The sequence below is a fragment of the Clostridium kluyveri DSM 555 genome, from assembly GCF_000016505.1.
Lineage (GTDB): Bacteria > Bacillota > Clostridia > Clostridiales > Clostridiaceae > Clostridium_B > Clostridium_B kluyveri.
Window position 1 is genome coordinate 896,935 of record NC_009706.1, and the last position, 18,425, is coordinate 915,359.

Consider the following 18,425-nt stretch of genomic DNA (forward strand, 5'->3'; position numbering starts at 1 on the left):
ACCTCTCATATAAATTAACAGTAATATGTTTACGGGAGGGGGGAAAGCTGCTTTGAATAATTTAAGGCAGAAAAAATTGAATTACAGAAGAAACAGTTTTAAAAATAAATCTAAGTTAGAAATATGTATGTTAACAGTGACAATAATACTAGTTATTATTTTACCTTGTATGGTAAAGGCTAATTCATATAGCAGTGATAAAAAAAGAAATATGTTTTATGTTCAAGTTTTAAATTACACCCTGTCCACTGTGAAAGCCACTTCTTTTTCAGAAGATGATATGGCAGAAAATACTTTTTCTATAAGGGATACAGCTTTAAAGATGATAGGATTAAATACCAGTGATGTGTTGTCGCTTTTGGGAAGAGAAATGGCTTTTTTGGATTTAGATAGTTCAAAGGATGTAAGTTTTAATGAATTTAATTTAGAAGATAAAGAAATTGAAAAAAGTAGTGATACATCAAGTTCCAACAGCCAGAATGATTTAAATTTAGAAAATAAAACTGTAACTTTATATGATTCAAGTCTTAAAAAAACTTTAGATACCAGCACACCGGAAGTACTTATATATCATACTCATACCACAGAAAGCTATAAACCAGGAGAGGCAAATAGTTTTGATAATACACAAAATGTTTGTGCTGTAGGAGACGTAATAGTTAATGAACTTCAAAATAATTATGGAATATCAGCAATAAATGACAAAACAGTCCATGATGCAGAAGCCTATACTCAAAGCTATGCCAGATCCTCTGTAACTTTAGATAATTATTTAAAAAAATATGGAGATTTTAAGCTTATAATAGATCTTCACAGGGATTCAGTAGAGGATAAAAAAGCAGTGACTGCTAGATTGAATGGAGAAAATGTAGCTAAATTTATGCTGGTAATGGCTAGAAAAAATCCTCACTTTGATAAAAATATGATTATGGCAAATAAAATAATAGAAACTTCTAATAATTTATTTCCAGGACTTGCAAAAGGTATCTGTTATTACAATTATGGAACTAGATATTTTAATCAGGATAGGAGTAACAATGCAGTACTTATGGAAATAGGAGCGGATATAAATACGTCTGATGAATCTAAGGCTACAGGTAAATATGTAGCTAGAATAATAGCAGAAATACTTAATAAGTAAAATTTGTATAAAATCTGTGAAAAGGATCATCCTTATAATGTAAACAATGTTTGTTATAGGGGTGATTTTTTTGAGTAAAAAAAGATTTATAACTGTAATGGTGATTTTTATCATGATAATCTTTTCAGGTTTTACAATTGTTAGTGCAAGGCTGCCTGAATTTATAAAAGATAATTCAAATTTTAAAATAAATTGTTCTATTTCACCTTTTGATTTCAGGGTAGACGTGGGAGAATATTCTTTGTGTATAAATAATAAAATAGGCTATAATTTCAAAAATGGTACAAAGAAACTTGTAAACTCAATAGGAGAAGAAATTCATTCTGGAATTTCCAGAGTTACAAATGGAACTGGACACATATTTGAAAACATAGAAGATAAATTTACTAAATAATAGACTTTTCACTATATATACGTTATGATATAATTTACTGTAGCTATCCATGTAGTTAGTAATATTGGAGGAAAATAGTATGCACACCGAAAGACAAAAACATATAAGAAATTTTTCTATAGTAGCTCATATAGATCATGGTAAATCTACCTTGGCAGATAGATTAATTGAAAAGACAGGAACACTTACTGAAAGAGAAATGAATTCTCAAGTACTTGATAATATGGAACTAGAAAAAGAGAGAGGTATAACTATAAAATCCCAAGCTATAAGGCTTATATATAAAAGGAAAGACGGAGGAGAATATGTGTTAAATCTTATAGATACACCTGGACATGTGGATTTTAATTATGAAGTTTCAAGGAGTCTTGCAGCTTGTGAAGGAGCAATCCTGGTGGTGGATGCTACCCAGGGAATTCAGGCTCAAACTCTGGCAAATTGCTATTTGGCAATGGAGCATGACCTGGAAATACTGCCTGTGATAAACAAAATAGATCTTCCAAGCGCCAGGGCTGAGGAAGTAAAAGAAGAAATAGAAGATATTATAGGAATAGAGGCTTCTGAAGCCCCTCTTGTTTCAGCAAAGACAGGCCTTAATATAGAACAGGTGCTAGAAGCAATAGTGGATAAAATACCATCTCCACAGGGAGATGAGAATGCACCTTTAAAAGCACTTATATTTGATTCAAATTATGACAGTTATAAGGGTGTAGTTTGTCATATAAGAGTAAAAGAAGGCAATATTAAGCCTGGAGATGAAATAAAGCTTATGGCCACTGGAAAGATATATGAAGTTACAGAGACAGGCATATTTGTTCCGAATTTTATGCCAAGAGCTGAATTAAGAGCGGGAGATGTAGGGTATTTTACTGCATCTATTAAAAATGTGAGAGATGCCCGGGTAGGTGATACTGTAACTGGAGCTAAGAATCAGGCAAAAGAGCCTTTAAAAGGATATAGACCTGTAATTTCTATGGTATACAGTGGTATATATCCTGTTGATGGAGCAAAATATGGAGAGTTAAAAGAAGCATTGGAAAAACTGCAGGTAAATGATGCAGCTTTAAATTTTGAGCCAGAAACCTCTGTGGCATTGGGCTTTGGATTTAGATGTGGATTTTTGGGGCTATTACATATGGATGTTATACAGGAAAGAGTAGAGCGAGAATTTAATTTGGACATAATAACTACAGCTCCATCTGTTATATATAAAATAGGAAAAACAGATGGTACAGTGGTAGAACTTACAAATCCTACAAACATGCCTCCTGTTTCAGAAATAAAGTATATGGAGGAACCTATAGTAAAAGCATCTATAATAACTCCTTCTGAATATGTAGGGGCAGTAATGGAACTTGCACAAAACCGCAGGGGGGTATTTCGGGATATGCAGTATATTGAAACTACAAGAGTATCCTTAAATTATGATATACCCTTAAATGAGATAATATATAATTTTTTTGATGTTCTAAAATCCAGAACTAGAGGATATGCATCCTTAGATTATGAGTTAAAAGGGTATAAGTCAGCTAAATTGGTGAGGCTTGATGTGCTTTTAAATGGAGATATGGTAGATGCATTATCTATGATTGTGCCTGAAGAAAGAGCCTATGATAGAGGAAGAGGCATAGCCGAGAAGCTGAAAGGCATAATTCCAAGACAGCTTTTTGAAATACCTATACAAGCTGCTGTGGGTGGAAAAGTTATAGCAAGAGAAACAGTTAAAGCTATGAGAAAAGATGTACTTGCAAAATGTTATGGAGGAGACATATCAAGAAAGAGAAAGTTACTTGAAAAACAAAAAGAGGGGAAAAAGAGAATGAGACAGGTAGGAACGGTAGAAATCCCACAGGAAGCATTTATGGCTATACTGAAAACTGAAGAATAAGAGGTTATGGTATGTATGATAATAAAGAAGTAAATTATAATAAGCCTCTATCTTTATATATACATATTCCATTTTGCAAGAAAAAGTGTTTCTATTGTGATTTTCCATCTTATAGTGGGAAAGAAAATGTTATGATGGATTATTCAAAAGTATTGGCTAAAGATATAGAAACTATGGGAAATAGGGAAATAGACACTATATTTATAGGTGGGGGAACTCCCACCTATTTATCTTTAGATGCATGGTATAATATAGATAAATCTATACAAAAATTGAATACTACTGAAGATTTAGAATTTACAGTAGAAGGAAATCCAGGCACATTTACAAAGGAAAAACTTATATTTCTAAGGAACATGGGAGTTAACAGATTAAGTATAGGTCTTCAGGCCTGGCAAAATGATATGCTTAAAAATTTAGGAAGAGTTCATACCTTAGAGGATTTCTTAGAAGGATATAAAATGGCAAGGAGTTTAGGATTTTCAAATATAAATGTAGATCTTATATTTGGACTTCCAGGACAAACTTTAGAAATATGGAGAGATTGCCTGGAAAATGTAGTTGAAATTTCACCGGAGCACATATCCTGTTATAGTCTTATTGTGGAAGAAGGGACACCTTTCTATAATCTATATGGGGAAAACAAATTAAATCTTCCCCCGGAAAAAGAAGAGAGGGCAATGTATGATTTTACATTGGAATTTCTCTTGAAAAAATGTTACAAGCAATATGAAATATCTAATTTTTGCAAAAAGGGTAATATGTGCAGGCATAATCTGGTATACTGGGATTTAAAACAGTATGTAGGTTGTGGTGCAGGTGCACATTCATATGCAGGGGGATATAGGTATAGAAACACAGAAAATATAGAACAATATATTTTGGAAGGTACTAGGGGAAATTTTTTAAAATTGGATAGGCATAAAAATTCTATTTATAATGATATGGAAGAGTTTATGTTTATGGGGCTTAGAAAAGTAAATGGGATTTCTATAAGTGACTTTAATAATAGATTTAGTAAAAATATTTATTCAGTATATGGAAATATAATAACTAAATATATAAATAATAAAATGTTAATATTAAGAGATGGTAGACTATACTTAAGCAGAAGAGGAATAGAGGTATCTAACAGTATAATGTGTGAATTTATATTTAACTAATACCAAGTGCATTAGATATCTTGAGAAAACATGAGAAAAAATCATGAATTTAGTTTTAAACCTGGTAAACTAAACTATTTACTTAAATAATATAATTTATATGATGTTGACAAAAAAAATCATGAGTGATATTTTTTAATCATGGTAATTAGCACTCAATGCTAGCGAGTGCTAATAAAGAGGTGATATTATGGAAATAGATGAGAGAAAGATAAGAATACTTCAGGCCATAGTGAATGATTATATAAATACGGCAGAGCCTGTAGGATCTAGAACCATAGCTAAAAAATATAATTTAGGTGTGAGTTCAGCTACTATACGAAATGAAATGTCTGATCTAGAAGAGATGGGATATTTGGAACAGCTTCACAGCTCTTCTGGAAGAATACCTTCCAATAAGGGCTATAGATTATATGTGGATGAACTAATGCAAATACCAAATTTAACTCCTGAAGAACTTTATATAATAAAAAGTCAGATAATAGATGCCACTTTATTTGAAGTTGATAAAATAATAAAGCAAGCTATTAATCTTTTGTCAGAATTGACAAAACTTACTTCCATAGTAAAGGCACCCTCCATTAAAAAAGGATATATAAAGCATATACAGCTGATAAATATTGAATCCAGTAAAAATATATTATTAGTGATTATAGTTGATAGTGGGATTATAAAAAACAATTTAATAAAGGTAGGCAAGGCCATCACAGATGATGTGCTTGCTAAACTTAGCAATATATTAAATGCCAGACTGAAAAATCTAACTGCAGAGCAGATAAACTTAAAAGTTATAAATGATTTAAGGATAGATTTAAAGGGTTATGAAGGTATATTTAATAATATAATATCTGCTTTATATGAAAGTTTAAACAGTGTAGATAATTCTCAAATATATATGCAGGGTACTACTAATATATTTAATTATCCAGAATATAAGGATATAGAAAAAGCAAAAGGATTTTTGTCTATGCTGGATAATAAAGATAAGGTAAGTGGATTATTAAATAGTGCTTCAAATATTTCAGTAAAGATAGGTGAAGAGAATTATATAGAGGGTGCAGAAAATTGTAGTGTTATATGTTCAGTTTATAGTCTCAATGGAAGACCTATAGGGGAAATTGGTGTAATAGGACCTACAAGGATGCCTTATTCAAAAGTTATATCAATATTAGAAAATGTAGTGAAGGAAATGAATTATATATTAAGTCATACTTATTCAGAGGAAAAGTAATTAATCTTTTGATTTCCAATAGGGTTTTAAACTGCCTAGCATAGTGGTGTAAACTAGTTGTTTAAGTGGTGATAAAATATTAGATTGGAGGAAATTTCTAAAATGTTAAGGGAAGAAGATAAAAATACATCGGATTTTCATGGTAATGTAGAGCAAGAGAAGGAAAATACGGACTTTAAGGGTAATGAGAATCTGGAAAATGATATGGATTTAGAAACAGAAATAGATGAAGAAGAGGATGAAGTGGAAAATGTAGAAGAGGATGAAGTTTCAGAGATAAATTTAGAAGAAGAATTGAAAAGTGAAAATATCAAATTGAAGTCTGAAAATGAAAAAATTCATAATGAATTTAAAACTCTGCAGGATAGACTATCAAGAACTGCGGCAGAATACGATAATTTCAGAAAAAGAACAGCTAAAGAGAAGGAAGCTATCTATTCTGATGCCTGCAAGGATATATTAAAGGAAATATTACCTGTTCTAGATAATCTTGAAAGAGCAGTGGAAGTAGAAGGGAATATAGATGACTTAAAAAAGGGTGTAGAAATGACAATCAAGCAATTTAAGACTGCATTCGAAAAATTAAATGTAGAGGAAATTTCTACAGAAGGTGAGTTTGATCCTAATATTCATAATGCAGTTATGCATATAGAAGATGATAAATATGATAAAAATTCTATTGTAGAGGTGTTTCAAAAAGGATATAAAAGGGAAGATAAAGTAATAAGGTATAGTATGGTTAAAGTGGCTAATTAAGTTTTCAATAGTATAAAGCTAAATTATATAAATAGGTATACAAGATAAATCTCAACTGAGTTAAATTTAGGAGGTAAATTAACATGTCAAAAGTAATAGGTATTGATTTAGGAACAACAAATTCTTGCGTTGCAGTTATGGAAGGTGGAGACCCGGTAGTAATAGCAAACTCAGAAGGTGCAAGAACAACTCCCTCTGTAGTATCTTTTCAGGCAAATGGAGAGAGATTAGTAGGGCAGGTTGCTAAAAGACAATCAATAACAAATCCTGATAAAACAATAATTTCAATAAAGAGGGAAATGGGAACAAATCATAAGGTTAATATAGATGGAAAACAATATACACCACAGGAGATATCTGCAATGGTGCTTCAGAAAATAAAAGCAGATGCAGAAGCTTATTTGGGGGAAACTGTCACACAGGCAGTTATAACAGTACCTGCATATTTTAATGACAGTCAGAGACAGGCAACTAAAGATGCAGGAAAAATCGCAGGACTTGAAGTACTTAGAATAATAAATGAACCTACAGCTGCAGCTCTTGCCTATGGAATGGATAAAATGGATACCAACCAGAAAATATTTGTATATGATTTAGGAGGAGGTACCTTTGATGTATCCATACTGGAGCTTGGAGACGGTGTATTTGAAGTTAAAGCCACAAATGGAGATACCCATTTGGGAGGAGATGATTTTGATAAAAAGATAATAGACTATATAGCAGATACTTTTAAAGCTGATAATGGAATAGATTTAAAAAATGATAAGATGGCACTTCAGAGATTAAAGGAAGCTGCAGAAAAAGCTAAAATTGAATTATCATCTTCAACTCAGACTAACATAAATTTACCATTTATTACAGCAGATGCTACAGGACCAAAGCATATAGATATGAGTTTAACAAGAGCAAAATTCAATGAACTTACACAGGATCTGGTTGACAGAACAATAGAGCCTATGAAAAAAGCATTAAATGATGCAGGACTTACAATAAATGATATAAATAAAGTTATATTGGTAGGTGGATCTACAAGAATACCGGCTGTTCAAGAAGCGGTTAAAAGTTTTACAGGTAAAGAACCATCTAAAGGGGTTAACCCTGATGAGTGTGTAGCTATGGGAGCAGCTATCCAGGCAGGAGTTTTAACTGGAGATGTAAAAGATGTATTGCTTCTTGATGTAACTCCACTTACTCTTGGAATTGAAACTTTAGGAGGAGTTGCTACTCCTTTAATTGAGAGAAATACTACAATACCTACTAAGAAGAGTCAAGTATTTTCAACTGCAGCAGATGGCCAGACTTCTGTGGAAATCCATGTAGTTCAAGGAGAAAGACAAATGGCTGCAGATAATAAGACTCTTGGAAGATTTACTCTGTCAGGTATAGCTCCAGCTCCAAGAGGAGTGCCACAAATTGAAGTTACTTTTGATATAGATGCAAATGGTATAGTGAATGTATCCGCTAAAGATAAGGGAACTGGCAAGGAAGCTAATATTACAATTACAGCATCTACAAACTTAAGTGATGATGAAATAGATAAGGCTGTAAAGGAAGCTGAAAAGTTTGAAGAGCAAGATAAGAAGAGAAAAGAATCCATAGAGATAAAGAATAATGCAGATCAGGTGGTATATCAGACAGAAAAGACTTTGAAAGATTTAGGAGATAAAGTTTCAAGTGAAGATAAAAAGGCTATAGAAGAAAAAGTTGAAGCTGTTAAGAAAGTAAAAGATGGAGATGATCTTGAAGCAATTAAAAAAGCCACAGAAGATTTAACACAGACTTTCTATGGAATTTCGTCAAAAATATATAGTCAGAATGCTGAGCCAGGGGCAGATGGAGGAGCAAACTCAGGAGCAAACCCAGGCGGAACAACAGGAAATACAGATACTAAAGATGACAATGTAGTTGACGCGGAGTATAAAGTAGATGATGATAAATAATATTTTCTCTTCACGATTATATAATAGATGTGTATAATAATAATAGTTAAGGGATGAGTTTTTAGCTCTTCCCTTAATTTAAGTAGAAATTGTAATTTATACTTTTGTTTTAGGTGGTGAAAAACACAAAAATGGCAAAAAAAGATTATTATGAAATTTTGGGACTGGATAAAGGAGCCAGTGATCAGGATATAAAAAAGGCTTTTAGAAAATTAGCATTAAAATACCACCCAGATAGAAATCCAAATGATAAGAAAGCAGAAGAGAAATTTAAAGAGATAAATGAGGCATATCAAGTACTTACAGATCCACAGAAAAAAGCTCAATATGATCAGTTTGGTACCACTGATTTTAATGGTGGAGGATTTCAAGGCGGTTTTGGAGGATTTGATTTTTCAGATCTGGGGGGATTTGGAGATATATTTGACTCCTTTTTTGGAGGCGGATTTTCTTCTGGAAGAAGAAAAAATGGACCAGAGAGAGGTTCTGATCTTGAATATACATTGAGTTTGACCTTTGAAGAGGCAGTTTTTGGTGTAGAAAAAGAGATATCTGTGACTAGAAATGAAAGATGTGAAACTTGTAATGGCACAGGGGCAAAGAAAGGAAGTCATCCTCATACCTGTGATAAATGCAATGGCACAGGACAGGTTAGACATCAAAGAAGTACTCCACTTGGAAATTTTGTTACCATGACTACTTGTGATAAATGTGGTGGCAGGGGTACTATAATAAAAAATCCATGTGAAGAATGTAGGGGTAAGGGCATAGTAAGAAAGCATAGAAAGATAAAAGTAAAAGTTCCTGCAGGAGTGGATACTGGTAATATAATACCTATAAGAGGACAAGGAGAACATGGTAAAAATGGAGGCCCTTCAGGAGATCTCTATATAAACTTAAGGGTTTCTCCCCACAGTAAGTTTAAAAGAAAGGGATTTGATATTTATCTAGATGCACATATCAGCTTTGGAAAAGCGGCACTTGGAACCAGTTTAAAGGTTCCATCCATAGATGGAGATGTTAAATATGAGATTCCACCTGGAACACAGCCGGGAACTGTGTTTAGATTAAAAGGAAAAGGTGTCCCTAAAGTTGACGGAAGAGGTAGGGGAGATCAATACGTTAATGTAATTGTAGATATACCTAAAAATTTAAATGAAAAACAAAAAGAAGCCCTCATGATGTTTATGGAAGCTAGTGGAGAAATTCAACCAAGAGATGTAGAAAAAAAATCATTTATCGATAAAATTTTCAAAAATGATTCCAAATAGAATTTTCAAAATTATAATAAGTAAATATACTGACAGTTTTCATATTATAACTGTCAGTATATTTGCTTATGTAGGAGGAAGCATATGAGTAAAGAATGGATAGAGGTCTCCATAATTGTAAGCAGTGAAGCAGTAGAGGCTGTTTCAGGAATATTGTATAATACGGAAGTTGAAGGTATATCTATAGAAGATACAAAAGATATAGAATTTAAGAAAAAACATCCTGGAGACTGGGATTATTTTGATGAAAGTCTATTGAAAGTTGAAGAGGGAGCAGTAATTAAAGCATACTATAGAGAAAGTGAAAGCTTTTATGGTTATTTAAAATACATAAGGCATAATATAAATAATTTAGAAAATTTGGGCATAGATAAAGGAAAAGGTCTGGTTGTAGTAAATAAAGTAAATGAAGAAGATTGGGAAAATGGGTGGAAAAAGTACTATAAGCCCTATAGGGCTGGAGAGAAAATAGTGATAAAACCGCTTTGGGAAGAATATGAAAATAAAAAACAGGATATAGTAGTAGAAATTGATCCAGGTATGGCTTTTGGCACTGGAACTCATGAAACTACAAAAATGTGTATAAAGGCATTGGAGAAATATGTTAGGCCAGAGTCAAATGTATTTGATATAGGCACGGGCTCTGGAATATTAGCTATAGCTGCTTCAAAGCTTGGGGCAAAAGAAGTTACCGCTGTGGATTTGGATCCTGTGGCTGTAGAGTCCGCCTTGAAAAATATAAGTTATAATAACATAAAAAATATAAAGGTATTCCATGGGAATCTTATGGAAGGAGTCCATGGAAAGGCAGATATTTTGGTTATAAATATAATTGCAGATGTGATTCTATCTCTAACAGAAGAAGTTAAAAAATTTTTAGTTTCAGAAGGAATTTTTATATCTTCCGGTATAATAATAGATAGAAAAGAAGAAGTAGTTGAAAATTTGCAAAATAATGGGTTTTGCATAAGAGAAATAAATGAAGATGGAGAATGGGTGTGTATAGTGTCAACTATCAAGTGATTTTTAGGGATAAAAAGGTGATTTAAAATGAATAAATTTTTTGTGCCCCAGGAGGATATAAATTTTAATACGGCACATATTAAAGGGGATGACTTAAAACACATACATAAGGTACTTAGACTGAAAATAGGAGATAAAGTAAACATAAATAACTGTCATGGAAAAGAATTCTTAGGGGTAATAGATAGTATAGAAAGGGAAAAAGTTACAGTAAATATTGTGGAAGAACTTAAATTATATAATGAAAGTCCCCTTAAAGTATATTTATTTCAAGGATTACCCAAATCTAGCAAAATGGATTTGGTTGTACAAAAAGCCACTGAACTTGGAATTTGGGAGATAACTCCTATAATTACTAACAGAGTGGCAATAAAAGGTGATTTTAAAGAATTTAAAAGGGTAGACAGATGGAATAAAATTGCACTGGAAGCCTGTAAACAGTGTAAAAGAAGTATAATACCTGCCGTGAAGCCTCCCATTTATTTTGAAGAACTTTTAAAATATTTATCCAATATGGATTTAATTGTAGTTCCCTATGAAATGGAAAAGTCTATTGGAATAAAAAAAGTAATAGATTCTATAGAATATAGAGATTCTATAGGGGATATAGCTATTGTAATTGGTCCAGAGGGAGGATTTGAAGAAGAAGAAATAGAAGAACTTAAAAACATTAGTTCTAAAATAGTAACTCTTGGTCCTAGAATACTTAGAACAGAAACTGCAGGATTTGTCTGTACAGCACTTCTTATGTATGAATTAGGAGATTTAGGAGGTTTTTGTTAGGTGGAACCAGTTAATACAAATAGAGCAAATTTAACACTTTCAGGTAGTGAATTTTTTCGTCTGTATGGTAGAAAAAAAAGAGTGGCTATGGCCACTCTTGGATGTAGAGTAAACCAGTATGAAACTGAAGCTATGGCTGAAAAGTTTATTGAAAAAGAGTATGAACTTGTGAATTTTGAGGAGTATGCTGATGTGTATGTAATAAATACCTGTACAGTAACCAATATGGGGGATAAAAAGTCAAGACAGATGATACATCGTGCTAAAAGAAAGAATTCCAGTGCTGTAATTGCTGTGGTGGGATGTTATTCACAGATTGCACCAGATGAAGTGTCTAAGATAAATGGAGTAGATGTGGTTTTAGGAACTAAGAATAAGGGAGATATACTGCACTTTGTAAATAAGGCCTTTAAGGATGAAGAAAAGATAATAAAAGTCAGCCATGTATTAAAAAATAAAACATTTGAAGATTTAAATATAAGTGAATATCAAAATAGAACAAGAGCATTTTTAAAAATCCAAGATGGATGTAATAGGTTTTGTTCTTATTGTCTTATACCTTTTGCCAGAGGGCCTGTATGCAGTAAAGAACCTGATAAAATTATAAAAGAAGTAAAAAAACTTCAAGTTAATAATTTTAAAGAAATAATACTTTCGGGGATACATATTGCCTCTTATGGGGTAGACATAAGTGGGAGTTGGAATCTTATTAAAATATTGGAAGAGATAGATAAGATAAAAGGCATTGATAGAGTTAGAATAGGGTCCATAGATCCTAAATTCTTTACAGAAGATATTATAAATAGAATGGCAAGCTTAACAAAATTATGTCCTCATTTTCATCTTTCACTTCAAAGTGGATGTGACTCTACTTTAAATAGAATGAATAGAAAATATACTACCACGGAGTATGAGAAAATAGTGTATAAACTTCGAGATAGTATAAAAGATGTATCTATAACTACTGATATTATAGTTGGCTTTCCAGGAGAAACAGAAGAAGAATTTTACAAAACTTATGATTTTTTGAATAAAATAGAACTTTCCAAAATCCATGTATTTAAGTATAGCAGGAGAGAAGGTACTAAGGCTGCAGATATGAAAGAGCAAATAGACGGCAAGATAAAGGATGAAAGAAGCAGTAAAATTATAAAGTTAAATGAAAGACTAGAGAATAAGTTTATGAATAGATTTTTAGGTAATAACATGGATGTATTGTATGAACAGAAGGTTTCAGGAGATAAGATATATTATGAAGGATATACACCAAATTATATAAAAGTAATTGCAGAATCTGCAGAGGGTGAAAACTTAGAGGGTAAAGTTTTAAATACAAAGCTTGAAAGTGTAAAAGAAGGATATATTTTAGGAAGAATTAAAAGTTTCATGTGATTTTAGAAGGATATTCATTATAAAGTATTGAATTTATACAGTTAAAGGAGGTGAAATTTATGGAAGATTGTATTTTTTGTAAAATAATAAAAGGAGAAATACCTTCTGAAAAAGTATATGAAGATGACAAGGTGTTATGTTTTAAAGATATAGAGCCAGGTGCACCAGTACACGTACTTATAATACCTAAAAAGCATATAGATAGTATAAATGACATCACTGAGGAGGATACTAAACTTATTGCTTATATATACTTAATTGCAAAACAAATTGCAGTTAAATTAGGTATAGCAAATAAAGGATATAGAATTGTAACTAACTGTGGAAAAGAAGGAGGACAGACAGTATCACATGTTCATTTCCATATGTTAGGGGGTAGGACTTTAAAATGGCCTCCAGGCTAATATAGTACAATTATGTTTAATATAATCCGCCATGAAATTGTTGACAGTATCTAAAGATTTATTGTATAATGGCTATGTGCTATTTTACCCATGTTAACTGTATTTAATTTTTAAAATTAAATTGAGCTAGCGGAGGGAGGGATATAATATGTCAGAAATAAAAGTTGGAGAAAATGAAACTATAGAGAGTGCATTGAGAAGATTTAAGAGAAAATGTGCTAGAGCTGGTGTTCTTTCAGAAGTTAGGAAAAGAGAACATTATGAAAAACCAAGTGTAAAAAGAAAGAAAAAATCAGAAGCTGCAAGAAAGAGAAAGTTTAAGTAGAATTTTTTGAAAGAGGGTATTAAACAATATGTCCCTTAAACAAAAATGCCGGAAATATGATTTAAAATTAATAAATAAGTTTAAATTAGATACTATAAGTATGGTTAAATGGATTATTTCACTAAAGGAAAGACTACAATCTATACTTGAATTTAAAAAAGGCAAAAAATGGGATTTGATTCGTAAGACGAGATCTGAAATAGGGATTTTGTTGAATTACCTTCCTCAGCAGTTAAGTAAAGAAAAACTTTCCGAAATCTTTAGGAAAGCAGTTGACAAGATGGGTGCAGAAAGCATAAAAGACGAAAAATATTATGGCAATTGTTGTACTTAGAAACTATGACTATGATATAAGATGGTAGGCTTGGGAGTCAAATAGTAAAAAATATTTAAATAAATATAAGAAGCTGGGAGTTATCTCAGCTTTTTTTATTTATCCAAAAATTACATGATTAAGGAGAAGATAAATCAGTACTTCTTAAATGTAGTTTAACCTTTAAGGAATTTATTATATATATGTTTCATAAATTAGTAAAGGCCATGTGTTTAATATAGATAATTTTTTAGAGGTGATACTATGGGAGACAAAATATATAATACAAAACGAAATATTGCAGATAAATTGGATTTGCCAAGAGATATAATTTTAAATATGCCTCAGATTAAAGTTACAGGAAATAATGAAATAGTAATAGAAAATCATAGAGGCATTGTATTATTCGATGAAAATCAAATAAAAATTAATTCTGGTGTGGGCTTGATATCTATATATGGTAGTAAATTTGAAGTGCTTTTTATGGGGGGAAGTACTATAACTATAGGGGGGAGGTTTAATTCTATAGTTTATGAGGGAAATTAGTAAATTTAACATAGCACACTATAGAAAAGGAATTGTTTTAATTGAGATACAGTCGCTAATACCTGAAAAGTTTATTAACCTTATGTGGAAAAATAATATTTATATAAAAAATATAAAAAAGAAAAGTATTACCACTATGACTATGGAAATAAATTTAAAGGACTATTATAATATAAAAAATATAGCCCAAAAAACAGGAACTAAAATAAAAATAATTAAAAGAAGAGGGATCTTATTTTTAATAATCAAGCTTAAGAAGAGAATAACACTAGTAACGGGAATAATTTTATTTATAGGAATAATATATTATTTGTCTACATTCATATGGAGTATAGAAATTACTTCTGATAAGGGTCTTCCGCCTTATATAATAAGACAACAATTAAAAAATTATGGAATAAAACCGGGGATAAATAAAAGTAAGGTAAATATATATAAAATAGAAGAAGAACTTATGAAAAATAATGATAGTATAATGTGGATAAAAGTAAGGATAGAGGGTTCTAAGTTAGCTGTAAAAACTATAGAAAGAAAATCTCCTCCTAATATAGTTAAAGAAGATAGTCCTTGCAACTTAGTGGCCAATAAAGATGGTAAGGTATTAAGAATATATACTACACTGGGTACTCCAGTTGTTAAAATAGGAGATGATGTAAAAAAAGGACAGATACTTGTAAAAGGGGAACAGGGGCAGGAATCTGCCACCTATAGTGTTGCTGCAGGAGGCTATGTCATATGCAGAACCCTATACGAAGATACAGAAACAGTAAATATAAATAGTATAAAAAAACAAAGGACGGGCAAGAAAATACAAAATTATTATATTAGACTAGGAGGAAAAAAGCTATATTTTAAAAAAAATGATAACAAATTTAATAATTATGATAAAATAGAGGAAAGCAAATTTATGTTGACAAAAGAGACTTACTTTGAAGTTAAAGAAATCTCAGTAAAAGGGGACGTGCAAAAAATAGTAAAGGATACTGAAGATAAATTGTATAAGAAAATATGTTCTAATTTAGATAAATCTATAAATATTTTAGATAAAGTAGTTACTTATGAGCAAGGAGATTCCTGTAAAGTTAAAGTCCAGGTTATAGCAGAAGAAAATATAGCAGTTCAGGATAAGATTGAGAATATAGATAAGGAAAACTAACATCAAGATATAAAATAGAAAACAAAGGGTGATTTTCATTGAAAAAATTATCATTGAAAAGATTTTTTTTAAGTAAAAATATTAATAAAATAATTGTTTTTGTAGTAAGCTCTATGTTTATTTATTTTTTACTTGCCACTGGACTTACAGCAAAAAGATATAGTCTGAAGGTAGGGGACATTCCAAAGGTTGATATAAAGGCTCCGAGGGAAGTAAAAGATGAATTGTCCACAGATGCTAAACTGCAGCAGGCTATTGATTCTGTACCTATTCAATATAATAAAAATCCTGAAGTGAAGACGAATATATTAAATAATATAAATGGTTTTTTTACCAAAGCAAATCAATTGAAAGATTCACAGATAGAAGACAAGGATAAATTAGAAAAATTAAAAAGTGAATATAATATGAACATAACAGATGATACCTATAAAGCTGTAATAGCACTTGATAAAGATGATATGAAAAGACTTCAGGATTTCCTGCAGAAAACATTGGGTGATATATATGATGACAGCAATATAAGTGATAATACACAAAGTGATAATCAGGATGATATTAAAAAAGCCCAGGAAAACATATTATTAAAGGTAACCACTTCTGATTTATCCAAAGAGTTAAGAACCTTAGCCACTAATATAGCATATTCTCAAATTTCACCTAATTTTTTTTATGATAAAGAAAAAACTGAAGAATTAAGAAAAGAAGCTGAAAAAAAAGTTTCTCCTGTTATGATAAAAAAAGATCAGACCATAGTAAAAGAAGGGGAACCGGTAACAGAACATCAAATACAAATATTGAAAGATTTGGGTCTTTTAGATAATAGCCCTTATTTTCAGTGGCATATATATTTATCATTGGCGGTATTGGTAATACTGGTATTATTATTGCAGTGGATTTATATTTATAAGTATCATGAAAAAGTTTTTGGGGATGTAAAACTAATTATCATGATAAATATATTAAACTGTACAGCCATATTGTTATCTAGAATTGTGGGAATGATTTCTCCATTTTTGATGCCTATTACTTTTATACCTATGATAATGGCACTGTTAGTTAATCATAGAATATCTTTAACATTAAGTGTGTTAAACTGTGTTTTGATAAATGTGGCGTTAGGTTTCAATTTAGATATAACTATATTAGCTATTGTAAATTCAGTGGTAGGGGCCATTATACTTAAGAAAATGCAGCAGAGAAATGATATATTAATAGCTTCTTTATATGTATTTATTATAAATATTACACTTACTTTTTCCATAGGATTTTTGCTCAGCAGCAATGTGTTAGATGTAGTTCAAAAAAGTATATATACTGGAAGTGCAAGTATAGTTTCTGGGATTTTAGTTATAGGGTTTTTACCTTTATTTGAAAGTGCATTTGATATAGTAACCACTATAAAACTTCTAGAACTTTCAAATCCTAATGCACCGCTTTTAAAAAGATTGCTCATGGAGGCACCAGGAACTTATCATCACAGTATAATGGTAGGAAATTTGGCAGAAGTGGCTGCAGAAGAAGTAGGAGGTAATTCTCTCTTAGCCAGAGTGGCAGCTTATTATCATGATATAGGTAAAATAAAGAGACCCTATTTTTTCAGGGAAAATCAATTGGGAAAAGATAACCCACATGATAAGCTAACACCTAACCTTAGTACCCTAATAATAATATCCCATGTAAAAGACGGCTCTGAAATGGCCAAGGAGTACAAACTACCTAAAATAATAAGGGATATTATAGAAGAACATCATGGTACATCCATTGTAAAGTATTTTTATTTAACTATGAAGAATTCAAGTGAAAAAATTGAGAACGTAAATGAAGATGATTTTAAATATTCGGGACCTATTCCTAAAACAAAAGAATCAGGTATAATAATGTTAGCTGATGGGGTGGAAGCGGCAGTAAGATCTATAAATGAACCTGATGAGTTTAAAATTACACAGATGATAGATAACATATTTAAAGATAGGTTAAATGAGGGACAGCTTGATGACTGTGACCTTACTTTAAGGGATATAAGTAAAATAAAGAAAGCATTTTTAACAGTTTTAATTGGTATATACCACCATAGAATAGAATACCCGGAGGATAAGTTTTCTAAAAAACATGTGGAACAATTACAAAAATTTAATGTATTAAAGCAGGGAGGAAAAGAATGATTTTTCTAGATAACAGACAGGATAAAATAGAAGTGACAGATAAGCTTGAAAAGATTGTTACAAGTAGTATAGAATGTGCTTTAAAAGAAGAGAAAGTGAATTTTCCCTGTGAAATAAGTGTTGTATTTGTAGATAATGAGAATATAAAAGATATAAATAGAGAAAATAGAAATATAGATAGAGTAACTGATGTTTTATCCTTTCCTATGCTGGAGTATCCAGAGAGCAAAGTATTTAAAGAGGTTTACTTAAATTATAAATTTCCTGAATATGATATGAATGATGGAAATTTAGTACTTGGAGACATTGTTGTATCTCTTGAAAAATGCGAAGAACAAAGCAGGGAATTTGGACATTCGTTTTTTAGAGAAACTTGTTATTTAATAGTGCATTCAGTTCTCCATCTTTTAGGGTATGATCATACAGAGGATAGCGATAAAAAAATCATGAGGGAAAGAGAAGAATATATTCTTAAGAAAGCTAAATTGTAATTATGAACACTATGTAAATTTTAATTTGATAAAATGAGGAGTA

18 protein-coding genes are annotated in these 18,425 nt (G+C 31.1%); all 18 read left to right on the forward strand.

Annotation, left to right across the window (positions count from 1 at the left end; all coding sequences use genetic code 11):
* Positions 1 to 76 precede the first annotated feature (76 nt).
* The 18 genes from CKL_RS04395 (at position 77) to ybeY (ending at position 18,382) form a co-directional block, all read left to right on the forward strand.
* A complete protein-coding gene (locus CKL_RS04395) occupies positions 77 to 1,141 on the forward strand; it encodes a stage II sporulation protein P (RefSeq protein ID WP_041700919.1) in 1,065 nt (354 codons plus the stop codon).
* A 61-nt stretch (positions 1,142 to 1,202) separates the two neighbouring features.
* The gene (locus CKL_RS04400) at positions 1,203 to 1,535 is read left to right on the forward strand and encodes a hypothetical protein (protein ID WP_242649451.1); all 333 of its coding nucleotides are present in this window, start codon (positions 1,203 to 1,205) and stop codon (positions 1,533 to 1,535) included.
* 79 nt (positions 1,536 to 1,614) lie between these two features.
* Positions 1,615 to 3,423: a translation elongation factor 4 gene (gene lepA, locus CKL_RS04405; RefSeq protein ID WP_012101278.1), complete on the forward strand. Its 1,809-nt coding sequence runs from the start codon at positions 1,615 to 1,617 to the stop codon at positions 3,421 to 3,423.
* Positions 3,424 to 3,434: 11 nt separating this feature from the next.
* The gene (hemW, locus tag CKL_RS04410; RefSeq protein WP_012101279.1) at positions 3,435 to 4,586 is read left to right on the forward strand and encodes a radical SAM family heme chaperone HemW; all 1,152 of its coding nucleotides are present in this window, start codon (positions 3,435 to 3,437) and stop codon (positions 4,584 to 4,586) included.
* Between the two features lie 190 nt (positions 4,587 to 4,776).
* The gene (hrcA, locus tag CKL_RS04415; RefSeq protein WP_012101280.1) at positions 4,777 to 5,817 is read left to right on the forward strand and encodes a heat-inducible transcriptional repressor HrcA; all 1,041 of its coding nucleotides are present in this window, start codon (positions 4,777 to 4,779) and stop codon (positions 5,815 to 5,817) included.
* Positions 5,818 to 5,919: 102 nt separating this feature from the next.
* On the forward strand, positions 5,920 to 6,573 hold the full coding sequence (gene grpE / locus CKL_RS04420; protein ID WP_012101281.1) for a nucleotide exchange factor GrpE: 654 nt from the start codon (positions 5,920 to 5,922) through the stop codon (positions 6,571 to 6,573).
* Between the two features lie 83 nt (positions 6,574 to 6,656).
* Positions 6,657 to 8,513 (forward strand): molecular chaperone DnaK, encoded by a 1,857-nt coding sequence (dnaK, locus tag CKL_RS04425; protein WP_012101282.1) that lies wholly within the window; start codon positions 6,657 to 6,659, stop codon positions 8,511 to 8,513.
* Between the two features lie 131 nt (positions 8,514 to 8,644).
* Positions 8,645 to 9,784 carry a molecular chaperone DnaJ gene (dnaJ, locus tag CKL_RS04430; protein WP_012101283.1) on the forward strand — a complete coding sequence of 380 codons (1,140 nt, stop codon included), beginning with the start codon at positions 8,645 to 8,647 and terminating at the stop codon, positions 9,782 to 9,784.
* Positions 9,785 to 9,868: 84 nt separating this feature from the next.
* Positions 9,869 to 10,807, forward strand: coding sequence for a 50S ribosomal protein L11 methyltransferase (gene prmA, locus CKL_RS04435; protein WP_012101284.1), 939 nt, complete (start codon positions 9,869 to 9,871; stop codon positions 10,805 to 10,807).
* A 27-nt stretch (positions 10,808 to 10,834) separates the two neighbouring features.
* Positions 10,835 to 11,590 (forward strand): 16S rRNA (uracil(1498)-N(3))-methyltransferase, encoded by a 756-nt coding sequence (locus CKL_RS04440; protein WP_012101285.1) that lies wholly within the window; start codon positions 10,835 to 10,837, stop codon positions 11,588 to 11,590.
* An 87-nt stretch (positions 11,591 to 11,677) separates the two neighbouring features.
* Entirely contained in the window at positions 11,678 to 12,982 is a 1,305-nt protein-coding gene (gene mtaB / locus CKL_RS04445) for a tRNA (N(6)-L-threonylcarbamoyladenosine(37)-C(2))-methylthiotransferase MtaB (protein WP_012101286.1), read from the forward strand.
* 59 nt (positions 12,983 to 13,041) lie between these two features.
* On the forward strand, positions 13,042 to 13,386 hold the full coding sequence (locus CKL_RS04450) for a histidine triad nucleotide-binding protein (protein ID WP_012101287.1): 345 nt from the start codon (positions 13,042 to 13,044) through the stop codon (positions 13,384 to 13,386).
* A 148-nt stretch (positions 13,387 to 13,534) separates the two neighbouring features.
* Positions 13,535 to 13,711: a 30S ribosomal protein S21 gene (gene rpsU, locus CKL_RS04455; protein WP_007061146.1), complete on the forward strand. Its 177-nt coding sequence runs from the start codon at positions 13,535 to 13,537 to the stop codon at positions 13,709 to 13,711.
* A 28-nt stretch (positions 13,712 to 13,739) separates the two neighbouring features.
* Positions 13,740 to 14,045, forward strand: a complete 306-nt coding sequence (locus CKL_RS04460) for a GatB/YqeY domain-containing protein (protein WP_012101288.1) — start codon at positions 13,740 to 13,742, stop codon at positions 14,043 to 14,045.
* A gap of 243 nt (positions 14,046 to 14,288) precedes the next feature.
* Entirely contained in the window at positions 14,289 to 14,570 is a 282-nt protein-coding gene (gene yqfC / locus CKL_RS04465) for a sporulation protein YqfC (protein ID WP_012101289.1), read from the forward strand.
* Positions 14,557 to 15,726: a sporulation protein YqfD gene (yqfD, locus tag CKL_RS04470; RefSeq protein ID WP_012101290.1), complete on the forward strand. Its 1,170-nt coding sequence runs from the start codon at positions 14,557 to 14,559 to the stop codon at positions 15,724 to 15,726. The genes yqfC and yqfD overlap by 14 nt, the downstream gene beginning before the upstream one ends.
* Before the next feature lie 38 nt (positions 15,727 to 15,764).
* Positions 15,765 to 17,891 carry an HD family phosphohydrolase gene (locus CKL_RS04475; RefSeq protein ID WP_012101291.1) on the forward strand — a complete coding sequence of 709 codons (2,127 nt, stop codon included), beginning with the start codon at positions 15,765 to 15,767 and terminating at the stop codon, positions 17,889 to 17,891.
* Positions 17,888 to 18,382 (forward strand): rRNA maturation RNase YbeY, encoded by a 495-nt coding sequence (gene ybeY, locus CKL_RS04480; RefSeq protein WP_012101292.1) that lies wholly within the window; start codon positions 17,888 to 17,890, stop codon positions 18,380 to 18,382. The genes CKL_RS04475 and ybeY overlap by 4 nt, the downstream gene beginning before the upstream one ends.
* The last annotated feature ends 43 nt before the right edge of the window (positions 18,383 to 18,425 follow it).

What these genes read in the sequence shown, in the direction of transcription:
- lepA (WP_012101278.1), top strand. Translation starts at nt 1,615, where the DNA reads ATGCACACCGAAAGACAAAAACATATAAGAAATTTTTCTATAGTAGCT.
- hemW (WP_012101279.1), top strand. Translation starts at nt 3,435, where the DNA reads ATGTATGATAATAAAGAAGTAAATTATAATAAGCCTCTATCTTTATAT.
- hrcA (WP_012101280.1), top strand. Translation starts at nt 4,777, where the DNA reads ATGGAAATAGATGAGAGAAAGATAAGAATACTTCAGGCCATAGTGAAT.
- grpE (WP_012101281.1), top strand. Translation starts at nt 5,920, where the DNA reads ATGTTAAGGGAAGAAGATAAAAATACATCGGATTTTCATGGTAATGTA.
- dnaK (WP_012101282.1), top strand. Translation starts at nt 6,657, where the DNA reads ATGTCAAAAGTAATAGGTATTGATTTAGGAACAACAAATTCTTGCGTT.
- dnaJ (WP_012101283.1), top strand. Translation starts at nt 8,645, where the DNA reads ATGGCAAAAAAAGATTATTATGAAATTTTGGGACTGGATAAAGGAGCC.
- prmA (WP_012101284.1), top strand. Translation starts at nt 9,869, where the DNA reads ATGAGTAAAGAATGGATAGAGGTCTCCATAATTGTAAGCAGTGAAGCA.
- CKL_RS04440 (WP_012101285.1), top strand. Translation starts at nt 10,835, where the DNA reads ATGAATAAATTTTTTGTGCCCCAGGAGGATATAAATTTTAATACGGCA.
- mtaB (WP_012101286.1), top strand. Translation starts at nt 11,678, where the DNA reads ATGGCCACTCTTGGATGTAGAGTAAACCAGTATGAAACTGAAGCTATG.
- CKL_RS04450 (WP_012101287.1), top strand. Translation starts at nt 13,042, where the DNA reads ATGGAAGATTGTATTTTTTGTAAAATAATAAAAGGAGAAATACCTTCT.
- rpsU (WP_007061146.1), top strand. Translation starts at nt 13,535, where the DNA reads ATGTCAGAAATAAAAGTTGGAGAAAATGAAACTATAGAGAGTGCATTG.
- CKL_RS04460 (WP_012101288.1), top strand. Translation starts at nt 13,740, where the DNA reads ATGTCCCTTAAACAAAAATGCCGGAAATATGATTTAAAATTAATAAAT.
- yqfC (WP_012101289.1), top strand. Translation starts at nt 14,289, where the DNA reads ATGGGAGACAAAATATATAATACAAAACGAAATATTGCAGATAAATTG.
- yqfD (WP_012101290.1), top strand. Translation starts at nt 14,557, where the DNA reads ATGAGGGAAATTAGTAAATTTAACATAGCACACTATAGAAAAGGAATT.
- ybeY (WP_012101292.1), top strand. Translation starts at nt 17,888, where the DNA reads ATGATTTTTCTAGATAACAGACAGGATAAAATAGAAGTGACAGATAAG.